This window comes from Bradyrhizobium sp. HKCCYLS3070, from assembly GCF_051167575.1.
GTDB lineage: Bacteria > Pseudomonadota > Alphaproteobacteria > Rhizobiales > Xanthobacteraceae > Bradyrhizobium.
In genome coordinates, this window is record NZ_JBNPTI010000005.1 from 233,940 (window position 1) to 245,970 (window position 12,031).

General features: G+C 67.0%; 13 protein-coding genes. 10 read left to right on the top strand and 3 right to left on the bottom strand.

Translation table 11 applies throughout. The features are described from left to right. The first annotated feature begins 64 nt into the window (after nt 1-64). Genes ACQR03_RS18680 through ACQR03_RS18695 form a run of 4 tightly spaced genes read left to right on the top strand, consistent with a single transcriptional unit; the run spans nt 65 to nt 3,133 of the window. Complete coding sequence (locus ACQR03_RS18680; RefSeq protein WP_315825259.1) at nt 65-904, top strand: roadblock/LC7 domain-containing protein; 840 nt, start codon at nt 65-67, stop codon at nt 902-904. Nucleotides 905-964: 60 nt separating this feature from the next. After that, on the top strand, nt 965-1,726 hold the full coding sequence (locus ACQR03_RS18685; protein ID WP_315713400.1) for an MBL fold metallo-hydrolase: 762 nt from the start codon (nt 965-967) through the stop codon (nt 1,724-1,726). A gap of 1 nt (nt 1,727) precedes the next feature. Continuing rightward, nucleotides 1,728-2,492 carry an OmpA family protein gene (locus tag ACQR03_RS18690; protein ID WP_315799366.1) on the top strand — a complete coding sequence of 255 codons (765 nt, stop codon included), beginning with the start codon at nt 1,728-1,730 and terminating at the stop codon, nt 2,490-2,492. Then, nucleotides 2,489-3,133 carry a hypothetical protein gene (locus tag ACQR03_RS18695; protein WP_315713402.1) on the top strand — a complete coding sequence of 215 codons (645 nt, stop codon included), beginning with the start codon at nt 2,489-2,491 and terminating at the stop codon, nt 3,131-3,133. Before ACQR03_RS18690 ends, ACQR03_RS18695 begins: the two co-directional genes overlap by 4 nt. Nucleotides 3,134-3,216: 83 nt before the next feature. Here the strand turns inward: ACQR03_RS18695 and ACQR03_RS18700 are convergent, their stop codons facing one another. Then, nucleotides 3,217-3,390, bottom strand: coding sequence for a DUF1328 domain-containing protein (locus ACQR03_RS18700; protein WP_006614063.1), 174 nt, complete (start codon nt 3,388-3,390; stop codon nt 3,217-3,219). A 291-nt stretch (nt 3,391-3,681) separates the two neighbouring features. On the opposite strand from ACQR03_RS18700, the gene ACQR03_RS18705 reads away from it, so the two are divergent. The 6 genes from ACQR03_RS18705 to ACQR03_RS18730 all read left to right on the top strand — a co-directional run bounded on the left by ACQR03_RS18705 (nt 3,682) and on the right by ACQR03_RS18730 (nt 9,965). Continuing rightward, nucleotides 3,682-6,282 (top strand): ATP-dependent helicase, encoded by a 2,601-nt coding sequence (locus ACQR03_RS18705; RefSeq protein WP_315752452.1) that lies wholly within the window; start codon nt 3,682-3,684, stop codon nt 6,280-6,282. 110 nt (nt 6,283-6,392) lie between these two features. Beyond that, a complete protein-coding gene (locus ACQR03_RS18710) occupies nt 6,393-6,809 on the top strand; it encodes a hypothetical protein (RefSeq protein WP_315713404.1) in 417 nt (138 codons plus the stop codon). Further along, nucleotides 6,809-7,480, top strand: a complete 672-nt coding sequence (locus tag ACQR03_RS18715) for an OmpA family protein (RefSeq protein WP_315713405.1) — start codon at nt 6,809-6,811, stop codon at nt 7,478-7,480. Before ACQR03_RS18710 ends, ACQR03_RS18715 begins: the two co-directional genes overlap by 1 nt. Before the next feature lie 243 nt (nt 7,481-7,723). Further along, nucleotides 7,724-8,275, top strand: coding sequence for an Mpo1-like protein (locus ACQR03_RS18720; protein ID WP_315713406.1), 552 nt, complete (start codon nt 7,724-7,726; stop codon nt 8,273-8,275). After that, nucleotides 8,275-9,300, top strand: coding sequence for an NAD-dependent epimerase/dehydratase family protein (locus tag ACQR03_RS18725; RefSeq protein ID WP_315713407.1), 1,026 nt, complete (start codon nt 8,275-8,277; stop codon nt 9,298-9,300). Before ACQR03_RS18720 ends, ACQR03_RS18725 begins: the two co-directional genes overlap by 1 nt. 41 nt (nt 9,301-9,341) lie before the next feature. Beyond that, complete coding sequence (locus ACQR03_RS18730) at nt 9,342-9,965, top strand: methyltransferase family protein (RefSeq protein ID WP_315752449.1); 624 nt, start codon at nt 9,342-9,344, stop codon at nt 9,963-9,965. A gap of 5 nt (nt 9,966-9,970) precedes the next feature. On the opposite strand, the gene ACQR03_RS18735 is transcribed toward ACQR03_RS18730, so the two are convergent. Together ACQR03_RS18735 and ACQR03_RS18740 are read right to left on the bottom strand one after the other, a co-directional pair. Next, the gene (locus ACQR03_RS18735) at nt 9,971-11,017 is read right to left on the bottom strand and encodes an alpha/beta fold hydrolase (protein ID WP_315752448.1); all 1,047 of its coding nucleotides are present in this window, start codon (nt 11,015-11,017) and stop codon (nt 9,971-9,973) included. Between the two features lie 119 nt (nt 11,018-11,136). Further along, nucleotides 11,137-11,871 carry a hypothetical protein gene (locus tag ACQR03_RS18740; protein ID WP_409998012.1) on the bottom strand — a complete coding sequence of 245 codons (735 nt, stop codon included), beginning with the start codon at nt 11,869-11,871 and terminating at the stop codon, nt 11,137-11,139. Nucleotides 11,872-12,031 lie beyond the last annotated feature (160 nt).

Sequence of the window (12,031 nt, forward strand, 5' to 3'; positions counted from 1 at the left end):
CGTCCTGTCCCTTGCACCGACCTAACCTTATGCATCGTTAGTTGCGTAGAGTGACGAGAGAGCGATGGGACGCCTCGCAAGCCTGCTGAGCCGAGCGCACGGTCCGCATGAGGATGCGGCAGCCCTGCCCGTGACCACCGCCGACTACTTCATCCTGCTGTCGCGCGCGATGGAGAGCCTGCCGGATTCCACCCCCGAACGCCGCGCCGAAGTCTACCAGTCGGCCCGCCAGGCGCTGGTGACCCAGTTGCAGGCGATGGATCCGCCGGTCTCGCGATCACGCATCAAGGCCGAGCAGCGCGCGCTCGACGATGCGGTTGATACGATCGAGACACGCGCGCTGACGGCGCCGGACGGCAGTCCGGAACAGACGACGACGCTGGTCCCGGATGACCCGCTGTATCCCTCCTTCGTTACTGCACAAATCGACATTCCGACCGCTTCCGTTTCAACAGCTCAAGATGATGACCAGGACCCCGCCATGGCTCAAACCCAGTTTCATTCCAAGTTTGCCCCGCGCGCCGTCGAGGAGAAGCCGATGTCACGACTCGATGAAATCAACCGGGTTCTGCGCAAGCTGCAGAGCGACTCGTTCGGGGTCGAGGCCTGCGCGCTGATCTCGGAGGACGGGCTGATGATCGCGAGCGTGCTCGCGGCCGACATGGAGGAGACGCGGGTTGCCGGCATGACCGCGACCTTGCTGTCGCTCGGCGGCCGCGCCGCCATGGAGCTCGGCCGCAGCCATCTGCAGGAGGTCATCATCCGCGGCGAGTCCGGCTATGCCGTGCTGGTCAGCGCCGGCCGCGGCGCGCTGCTGCTCGCGCTCACCAACGAGAACAGCAAGCTCGGGCTGACCTTCTTCGACATGCGCGAAGCCGTCAGATCGCTGCAGAAGGTACTGTAGCGCACCGTCGTCCAATGAGCCGGCGCGCTGCGATGGCGCGGCGCCGGCGGGAGTAGTTTCATGGCCAATACCGTCCTCTACGACGACGGCGTTCACAAGAACATTCTGCTGGAGGATTTCGGCGCCGGCGACCACGCGGTGCAGGCGAACCAGCATCTGATCATCCACGACCGCGTCGGCATGCTGCTCGATCCGGGCGGCCACAAGGTCTATTCCAGGGTGCTCAGCGAGACCTTCAGCGAGCTCTCGGGCGGGCGGCTGAAATATCTGTTCCTGTCGCACCAGGATCCCGACATCGTCGCGGCGATCAACGGCTGGCTGATGACGACCGACGCCGACGCCTACATCTCCGAGCTGTGGACCCGCTTCGTGCCGCATTTCGGCTTCGACCACATCGTTGCCCACCGGCTGAAGCCGATCCCCGACGAGGGCATGGTGTTCGATCTCGCGGGCAGCAGGCTGTACGCGCTGCCGGCGCACTTCCTGCACAGTGAGGGCAATTTCCAGCTCTACGATCCGATCTCGAAGATCCTCTATAGCGGCGACCTCGGCGCCTCGATCGGCGTCGACTACACCGTCGTGCGCGACTTCAAGGCGCATACGCGCTTCATGGAGGGCTTTCACCGGCGCTACATGGTCTCCAACCGCGTCATGAAGGCGTGGGCGCAGATGGTCAGCACGCTCGACATCGAGATCATCGCCCCGCAGCACGGCGCGCTGTTTCCGGATGCTACGATGTCGCGCCAGTTCATCGCGTGGTGCGCGGGGCTCGAATGCGGCATCGACCTGATCACGCCGAAATTCAAGGTGCCCGTGGGCTGACATGCTGGCGCCCTCCCCGAACTCCGCTCTGCCTTCGACCGCCATGCGCATCGATGCGTGCACCGTGGCCGGCGAGGAGGCGCCGGTCTGGCTCGCCGCGGCCTTCGCCGTCGCCGGCACGCTGATCGCCGTCATGTCGGCAGCGCTCTGGCAGCAAGGCACCGCCACGCCGCCGGTCGCGACGGCCGCAATGCCGGTGACGGCCGTGCCGCAGCGCGACGCCCCCGTTGCCGACGCGGCACCCAAGCGACGGGAGGCGCGGATCGTCGACCCGGCACCGGTCGCGACGCCGCCGATGCCGCCCGCGATCGCTCCCGCCGTGATCGCTCCACCGACACCGCCGGTCGCCCCGGCAGCGCCCCCGGAGCCCCAGACACCCGCGAAGCCCTCCGCCGAGTGCTTCGCGCCGCTGGCGGTCGGCTTCGAGCGCGGCAGCGCACGACCGAACCCTGCCGACATGAAGCGGTCGCTGGCGATCCTGCAACGCGCGCTCGCGCGCCACGGTGAGGCGACCATCATCATCGAGGGGCATACCGATGCCAGCGGCACCGAGGATCTGAACGTGCTGCTCAGCTATTCGCGCGCCAAGGAGATCGCGGCCCAGTTGAAGCGCGAGGGCCTCCCCGCGCAGCGGATGTCGGTGCGCGCGGCCGGCGCCGGCGAGGCGCGCGGCGATGCCCAGGCGGTCGCGGGCGACCGCAAGGCCGTGCTGCGCATTGCGGGCGTCGATGATTGCAGTCAACTCACAGCGACGAAGCGACCATGACGATCTATGCCATCGTGAGCGGCCTCGGCGCCGCCATTCTGCTCTTGACCTCGGGCTATCTGTTCGGCGCCCGCCAGGGCGCGCTGTCCCGCGAGCTGTTGCGCCGGCAGGTGCAGATGCAGGCGGCCAGCCTCGACCAGTTGCAGGAGCAGAGCAGCCACGACGCCATCGAGCGGGAGACCAGCCTGCGCAGCGCGATCGAAGATGTGCTGGCGCCGCTGGTCGAGCGTGAGCGCATCTCGCTGGATCTGGCGCAGCTCGCGAGCCGGCCGGGCCGGCGCCGCGAGCTGGTGCCGCTGCTCGACCGCATCGCCGAAGTCGGCCGCTTCCAGACCGTGCTGCTCACCAACGAGGAAGGCTTGCCGCTCGCGGCCAATACGACCGCACACCGCACCGAGCAGCTTGCGGCGGCGGCGACGCGGCTTGCGCTCGTGGCGGAGAAGATCGCCGACGAGACCCACATCGCGCCGTTGTCGGTGATGCTGCGCGACGCCTCGGAGGCGACGACGCTGTGCCGGATCTTCCGCGTGCAGGACCAGACGCTCACTCTGACCGCGCTCTCCAACGATACGCGCCTCGCCTCCGTGGCGCTCGATCCCGCCCTCGCCAAGGTGCAGGTCGCGCTGACGGCCCCGGCCTGACACCTCCTCAAAACGCAAAGGGCGCCGCACCTCTTGCGAGGCACTGCGCCCTTCGCCGACCTCATTGTCAGGGATGAGGCCGACTACACGCGGCTGCGGCCGCGGGCGAGGCCCACGACGGCCGAAACCAGAAACAGCACGATGGCGATGAAGAAGATGATCTTGGCGATCTCGATCGACGCACCGGCGATGCCGCCGAAGCCGAGGATGCCGGCGATCAATGCGATAACCAGGAAGGTGACAACCCAGCCTAACATGACACGACCTCTGTCTCTCGATTGCGGTTCAAAGCGACGCGGAGCTTGCGCCGTTGCCAGGACAATCGTGGCTCGGAACAAAGGTTCCGGGCGCGCGGGCCGCTAAAAATTCGCGATTTGCCGGAACAAACGCCCATCGAAGCTGGAGCGGCGTCCGTCTGCCCCGAATTAGGGCTGTAAAATGCCCCCGCCGGCCCCATATAGCCGTCAATCCCTGCTATGAGGGCTCCTTCCTGCAGACCTCGTGATGCCGTCATATGATGCCATCCGAGGGACGAGACTGATTCGCTGATGACCGAGCCCAACCGCGTGAGCCCCTTTCCTGCGCCTGACCACCAGCCCGTTGCCGGCGGCATCGCCGCGCGCGCCCGCGCCGCCGCGACCGGTGGCGCGCGCTATCTGGCCGGCCTCAATCCGGAGCAGCGCGAGGCGGTCGAAACGCTCGATGGCCCGGTGCTCGTGCTCGCCGGCGCAGGCACCGGCAAGACCCGTGTGCTGACCACGCGCATCGCGCATATCCTGAGCCAAGGCCGCGCCCGGCCGAGCGAGATCCTGTCGGTGACCTTCACCAACAAGGCCGCACGCGAGATGAAGACGCGGCTTGCCGAGATGCTCGGACAGGCGGTCGAGGGCATGCCCTGGCTCGGCACCTTCCACTCGATCTCCGGCCGCATCCTGCGCAGCCATGCCGAGCTGGTGCAGCTCAAGTCCAATTTCACCGTGCTCGACGTCGATGACCAGATCCGCCTGCTCAAGCAGTTGCTGCAAGCCGAGAACATCGACGACAAGCGCTGGCCGGCGCGCATGCTGGCCGGCCTGATCGACGGCTGGAAGAACCGCGGCCTGGCGCCGTCCCAGGTGCCTTCGGGCGAGGCCGCCGTGTTCGCCAACGGCAAGGGCGGCAAGCTCTATGCGAGCTACCAGGAACGGCTGAAGATCCTCAACGCCGCCGATTTCGGCGACCTGCTGCTGGAGAGCATCCGGCTGTTCCGCGAGAACCCTGACGTGCTGCGGCAATATCAGAGCCGCTTCAAGTTCATCCTGGTCGACGAGTATCAGGACACCAACGTCGCGCAATATCTGTGGCTGCGGCTGCTGTCGCAGGCGCCGAGTTCGTCGCGTGCCGTCGCCCCATCCTCCGTCATTCCGGGGCGGCTCGAAGAGCCGAACCCGGAATCCCGCGCTGAGGATAACCAACTGCGAGATTCCGGGTTCGCACCTGGCGGTGCGCCCCGGAATGACGACGCCGCGCAGGGCGCCACGCCGCCGCTCAAGAACATCTGCTGCGTCGGCGACGACGATCAGTCGATCTATGGCTGGCGCGGCGCCGAGGTCGACAACATCCTGCGCTTCGAGCACGACTTCCCCGGCGCCAAGGTCATTCGCCTCGAGCGCAACTACCGCTCCACCGGGCACATCCTCGCCGCCGCCTCGCACCTCATCACCCACAATGAAGGCCGGCTCGGCAAGACCTTGCATACTGAGGACGTCGAGGGCGAGAAGGTCACCGTCACCGGCGCCTGGGATTCCGAAGAGGAAGCGCGCGGCATCGGCGAGGAGATCGAGGAGCTGCAGCGCAAGGGCGAGCATCTCAACGACATCGCGATCCTGGTGCGCGCGTCCTACCAGATGCGCGAGTTCGAAGACCGCTTCGTCACGCTCGGCCTGCCCTATCGCGTGATCGGCGGCCCGCGCTTCTACGAGCGCGCCGAGATCCGCGACGCGCTGGCTTACTTGCGCGTCATCAACTCGCCGGCCGACGATCTCGCCTTCGAGCGCATCGTCAACGTGCCCAAGCGCGGGCTCGGCGATGCCACGGTGCAGATGCTGCACGACCATGCCCGCAAGCGCCGCATCCCGCTGTTCGAGGCGGCGCGCGCGGTGGTCGAGACCGACGAGCTGAAGCCGAAGGCGCGCGGCTCGCTGCGCGGGCTGATCCTGCAGTTCGAGCGCTGGCGCGCCCAGCGCGAGGTGACGCCGCATACCGAGCTCGCCGAGATCGTGCTCGACGAGAGCGGCTACACCGAGATGTGGCAGAAGGACCGCTCGGCCGATGCGGCCGGGCGACTGGACAACCTCAAGGAGCTCGTCCGCTCGATGGAGGAGTTCGAGAACCTGCACGGCTTCCTCGAGCACATCTCGCTGGTGATGGACCGCGAGGGCGCGGCCGACGAGGAAGCGGTGTCGCTGATGACCTTGCATTCGGCCAAGGGGCTGGAGTTCGACAACGTGTTCCTGCCGGGCTGGGAGGAAGGGCTATTCCCGAGCCAGCGCACGCTCGACGAGCAGGGCCGCGCCGGGCTGGAAGAGGAGCGCCGCCTCGCCCATGTCGGCCTGACCCGCGCGCGGCGTCGGGCAAAAATCTATTTCGCCACCAACCGCCGCATCCACGGCACCTGGACCACCACGATCCCGTCGCGCTTTCTCGACGAGCTGCCCGCGGCGAGCGTCGAGATCACCGAGTCGAAGGGCGGCTCGGGCTGGGGCGGCGCCGGGGGCTACGGCCCGTCGCGCTTCGACAATGTCGAGTCGTTCGGATCGAGCTATTCCACGCCGGGCTGGCAGCGCGCGCAGGCACGTCGGCCGGGCGCAGCGCGCGGTTCGTCGGAGGGCGGCTTCAAGGAAGAGCCGTCGCCGTTCTCGGGCCGTGATCCGTTCGGCAGCGGCTTCGGCGGTCATTTCGGCCGTGGCAAGCGCGGACCGATGACCATCGAGGGCGAGCTGGTGGCGAAATCCACCGGCACGACATCCGAATTCGCCCTCGACGACCGCGTCTTCCATCAGAAGTTCGGCTATGGCCGCGTCGTCAAGATCGACGGCAACAAGCTGACCATCGCCTTCGACAAGGCCGGCGAGAAGCACGTCGTCGACAGCTTCGTGCAGCGGGCGTGACCTGACCGCCACGCCTGCGCTTGCCGCGTAGCCGCTCGCCGCGATCGAACTTCACACTTCGCCTTGGTTAGGCCTTGACCGTGGCAGCATGCATCGTATGAGATGCAATCATGGTCCGGGGATACATTCTGTTGAGTGTTGCGGTCGCGCTGTGTGTGCCCTCGCTGGCGGCGGCGCAGACGATGAGCTTTGGCGATTCCGCGGGGCTGATCGCGTCGAGCTGCGGCGCCGACATCACCGCCAATTGCCGCGGCGTCAATCTCGACTCCAACCGCCTCAAGGAATGCCTCTCGCGCAACCAGGACGTGGTCTCCGCGCAGTGCAAGGCGACCTATTTCAAGGCGTTCGAGGCGATCCAGAAGCGCATCGCGGCACGGGTCACGGTCGCCAACGCCTGCCAGCGCGAGATCGTCAAGCTGTGTGGCGGCTCCACGAAGGAGACGAGCAAATCGATCCCGTGCCTGATGACGGCCAACGGCGTGAGCGCGCGGTGTCAGCAGGCGATGGGTGAAGCGGGGTATCGCTGATGCGGCGGACCGCGAGATCATTGCTGTCAGGGCCGATCGTGGCTTCGCTGATGGCCGCGAGCGCGCCCGCCTGGTCGCAGGAGCCGGGTCGCGAGGACATCGTGCGCCAGCTCGGCCGCTTCGAAACCGCACCCACGCTGGATCTGCCGGCGCTGAAGCAGCAGACGCAGGAGCGTTCCAGGTCGCGCGGGCGCAACGAGCCGCCGCCCCAGAAGCGTCCGCCGATCGCGCCGGAGCTGATGAATCTGCCGGCCTTCAACGTCGACATCCAGTTCGACGTGGACACGCCGATCGTGCGCCCGGAATCGTACCAGACCGTCGGGCGGATCGCCGATGCGATGGTGTATTCCGATCTGCTGCCCTACACCTTCCTGATCGTCGGCCATGTCGAGGCCAACGGCAAGCGCGAGGCCAACGTCATCCTGAGCCAGCGCCGCGCCGACGCGATCCGCGACATCCTGGCGAACACCTTCAAGATCTCGGTCAAGCGGCTGCAATCGATCGGACTTGGCGAGGAGCAGTTGCTCGACCCGTCCAAGCCGACCGCCGCCGTCAATCAGCAGATCCAGATCATCCCGATCGCAAAGACCGTAGAAGAGGCCGCGCCGCCGCCTTCGGCCCCTGCCCCGGCAGCGCCCCACAAGCAGGCCCCGCGCAAGCATCGCAGTTGATGCAATTGAGACCTGCGCTGAGGCCATGAACCCAGCGCGCTGCAGGTGCGACTGTTGTCTCAGCAGGTTGCCGATACGCTATTCCCGACAGGCGCCAATGGAACCTGTTTTCAAGTCGGGTCGCGCGGCAATGCTGCTGGGCCGTGATTGCCGGGTTTGTCGATGCAGCCGCTTGATGGTATAGCCCCCTCTTTGCGGCCGTCGATTGAGCGACGGTCGATCTCATTGACGAGCGAGCCAGCCATGAACGCCATGTTCCGACGCCAGATGGTCGACTACGTCGAATACCATCGCGATCCGCGCAACGGCCTGATGCATGTGTTCGGGATCATCCTGTTGTTCCTGGGCGCCGTGCTGCCCCTGAGCTTGTGGCATTTCGACGCGTTCGGCATCCGGATCGGCCTCGGCGCCGTGCTGGCGCTGCCCGTCCTGCTCTACTGGCTGCTGCTCGATGCCGCACTCGGGGCCGGCATCCTGGCCTTCGCCGTGCTGTTCCTTGCTGCGGCCATGATGATCGCCGATCACGTCCATGGCGTCGCCTTCTGGGCGCTGTTTGCCGCGCTCATCATCTTCGGCTTTGTCTCGCAGGCCGTGGGCCACAAGGTGTTCGAGCGCAACAATCCATCTCTGCTGGATCATCCGGCGCATCTCTTTCTCGGTCCGATGTTCGTGATGGCGAAATTGTACATGGCGTTGGGTCTGCGGCCTTCGGTGGCCGACCTCATCGCGCCGGACTGGTCGCCGGATCGGCTCGCATCGGACCGGCTTCAAGGCGATCAGCACTCGCGCCCCTAATGAAAGTCCTCGTCACCGGCGGCAGCGGTTTCATCGGCCATCACCTCGTCTCTGCGCTCGCGACGCGGGGCGCGGAGGTGCGTGTGCTCGATATTCGCTGCCCCAGCCACATGATCGCTGACGTCGAGTACATCGAAGGCTCGGTGCTCGATGCGGGCCTGGTGAAGCAGGCGGTCGCCGGCGTCGATCAGGTCTATCATCTGGCTGGACTGCCCGGCATGTGGATGCCGGACCGCGAGGACTTCTACCGCGTCAATTGCGTGGGCACGGAGACGGTGCTGGCGGCGGCGCGCGCCGGCCGGGTGCGCCGGTTCCTGCACTGCTCGACCGAATCCATCCTGTTCGACTATCCCGGCTCGACCGGCGCCGCATCGGCACCGACCGCACCGCCGGCCGAGGCGATGCCCGGCGCCTATACGCGCTCCAAGGCGCTGGCGGAGGCCCGCGCCATGGCCGCCGCGGCGGACGGCTTCCCCGTCGTGGTGGGCACGCCGACAATGCCGATCGGGCCGCACGACAGCAACCTGACACCGCCCTCGCAGATGCTGCGGCACTTCCTGGACAGCCGGCTCCAGCTCTATCTCGACTTCGTCGTCAACCTGGTCGACGTCCGCGACGTCGCGGACGGCCTGATCCTGGCGATGGAGCGCGGCAAGGTCGGCGGCCGCTACGTGTTCGGCGGCGAGAGCCTGCGCCTCAGCCGCATCCTCGATCTCATGGCGGCGATCAGCGGCCGCAAGCATGTCGCGGTCGCCGTGCCCGGCCGGCTGGCCGAGCTGTCGGCGGGCATGCTCGAGCTCGTCTCCGATCACCTCACCAAGCGCTGCCCGTCCGGCACCGCCGAGGGGGTGCGGATCGCCCGCGCGGCCTCGGATCTGTCGATCGACAGGGCCAAACGCGAGCTCGGCTACGTCCCGCGCCCGATCGAGCCGACCTTGCGCGAGACGATCGGCTTTCTGCTCGGTTCCGAGCCGGGAAAGCGGCTCGACGGTAAACAACACCCTTTTCGCACCGCGGCCGAATAGCTAAGAGCAGCCGGTCCCAGGTCTCATAACGGTTCCAACACATGTCCGGCGATGCCAGCCCCATCTCGTCGTTTGCGTTCAGCGGATGGACCACCACCTGGCCCACCTCGCTGCTGGCCATCATCTGGCTGATCTGGCTCGCAAGCTGGGTCGGCGCCTCGTTCTGGTCGGGGCAGACCCGCAAGCATGTGACGGTGATCAAGACCAGCCGCTATCACGCGCTGATCGTGCTCGGCGGCATCCTGTTCACGCCGTGGACCTCGCGCCTGCTCGGCGAGAAGCCGTTCTGGACTCCCGGTGAGACCGGCGTCTACCTGCTGACCGTCGTCACCCTGGCCGGCATCGCCTTCACCTGGTGGGCGCGCATCCATCTCGGTCGCTTCTGGTCCAACGCGATCACCCACAAGGAAGGCCACAAGGTCATCGACACCGGCCCCTACGGCATGGTCCGTCACCCCATCTATACCGGGCTGATCCTCGGCATGATCGCCACCGGCATCGCGGTGGGCACGGTGACCGCCGTGCTGGGCGCCGTCCTGATCTCGCTCGGGATGGCCTGGAAGGCAAAGATGGAAGAGGTCTTCCTCGCGCAGGAGCTCGGGCCGGATTACGTCACCTACCGGCAGCGCGTGCCGATGATCATTCCGTTCCTGCCGCCGGGCTAGAGCGCTCAGCGTCTGGCCTGGGCTTCCGAAGGCGGCTGCGGCGACTGGTTTGCCGCCTGCGGCAGCAGGTGGCGCGGCAGGATGATGCGCTGGCCGGGGACCAACGGCTGGGTGGCGAGGCCGCGGTTGGATTGCTGGAGCGCCCAGAGCGGAACGTGATAATTGGTGGCGATCTGGTCCAGGGTCTCGCCCGGCCGTACCGCCAGAGCAGTGCCGCTGTCCCACAGCTCCACGGAGGCTTTCGGCGGCACCAAGTAGCGCAGCGGCACCGGGTCCGCGTCGGCGGTCGCCGAGGTCTGCGACAATTGGCTGATCATGGTGACCAATTGGGCGTGCACGTCCTCCATCTTGTCGATGTTGATGTGCGTGACCTCATCATGATCCTTCATGTCGAAACTGGCGTAGTGACCGCGAAAGCCGGGCTCCGGCTTGACGTCGCCGCCGCCGAGAATGTTGTCGGACAGGAACAGGTTGATGAAGCGCTGCACGTTGGGCGGCACGCTCTTGGTCGCATGCGCCGGATCGACGGTGACGACGAGGGCAACCGGGATGTTCTGCTCCTGCAGCGTGATCGCGATGCGGACGCTGCACAGCCCGCCCATCGAATGGCCGATCAGCACGATCGGGCCCGGCTCCTGGCGGTAGTTCTTGGCCACCTGGAGCGCGATCAGGTCGCACAGCGTGAATTCATAGACACTGGCCCGGTAGCCGGCCTGCTCGATCTTTTCGGCCAGACGATCCATCCCGGTCGAGAACAGCGGCCCGAGCGCGCCGCGGAACAGGTACACCCGCGGCGGCGGCAGCGGCTGGCTGATCTCGGGCGGCGCAGTCGGTACGGCGCGGATCGCCGCGGGGGTTGCTGCCGGGGATGCCTTGGCGGATCTGGTCGGCGCGGGGGCGGACGCAGCGCCGGGCTGGGCGGCCCGCGAGATGCTTGGGGCGGCAAGTCCCGCGAGCAAAGGTGCGGTGACGAGGATCGCGAGCAGTCTCCTGCCGGCAGCCACCTTGGCTGGACCGAGCCACCGCTTCGCGATTCGCGCCACGCTGGTCATTCGCGCTCCCGGGAAAGCTCTCGGCTGAGATCAAGCAGGGTCATATCCCCCCTGCCATACCGTTTGTCGCCGCCGAATGGGAGCATTTTGGGGCGCGCGCCCCGTGGCGCGGCCGCGGACTACCGGTAGCCGGTCACGTTGGCCGCGCGCTGCGGCGCGGCCATGCGCGTCGGCGGCGCCGCCGCCGGGCGGCCGCGGCCGCCGAACACCACGCCATCGATGGCACCGATCACCTTCTGCTGCATGATCTGGTTCTTCTCGATCGTGACGTGGCCGACACCGGGAACCGACTGGACGTCGACATTCTCAAGCTTGCCGCGGAAGCCGTCGTCGCGGCGGACCGGCTCGCCGGCACCGCTGGCGATGTAGAAATTGATGTAGCGCTCGGCGTTGCCGCCGACGAGCTTGGTCTTGAACACCGAATCGAGCCCGATCGCGAGCTTCACCGGCACCCCGAGCTGGCCGAGCTTGTTGATCATGTCCGGCAGCGCGGTCGCGCCCGAGGAATGGCCCACCAGGATGATGGTCTTGATCCGGCCGGCGCGATAGGCGGCCGCCGCTTCGTCGGCGAGCGACGACCACGACACGAAATTGGCGACCGTGTTCGGAATGCCCTGCGAATCCAGCTTGGCGGCGATGTCGTCGAGCCCGAGCGAGAAGATGTTGAGCACGCCGCGCAGCAGATAGACATGCGTGGTGCTGGCGGCGGTTGCGGCCGCCGGGCTCGGTGCCGCCCGGACCGATCCGGTGCCGAGCGGCAGAGCCAGCGCAACGGCCAGCGCCACCATGCCAAAGCAGCGCGCCGAGAGGCTGCGCTTGAAGGTGGGTCGAACGGTGCTGGCGCGTGCCGTCATCGGTCCTTCTCCGCGGCGGAAATGTCGAGACGGCGCGACCGTACCCAAGATGCTCGCGGACGCAACATCGTCGGACATCGCAAGGCGGCGTTCCTCCTCAGACGTGGCTGAGCGGCAACACTCAGCCATGTCGGCCACGGAAAAGCCCAACAAGCGACAT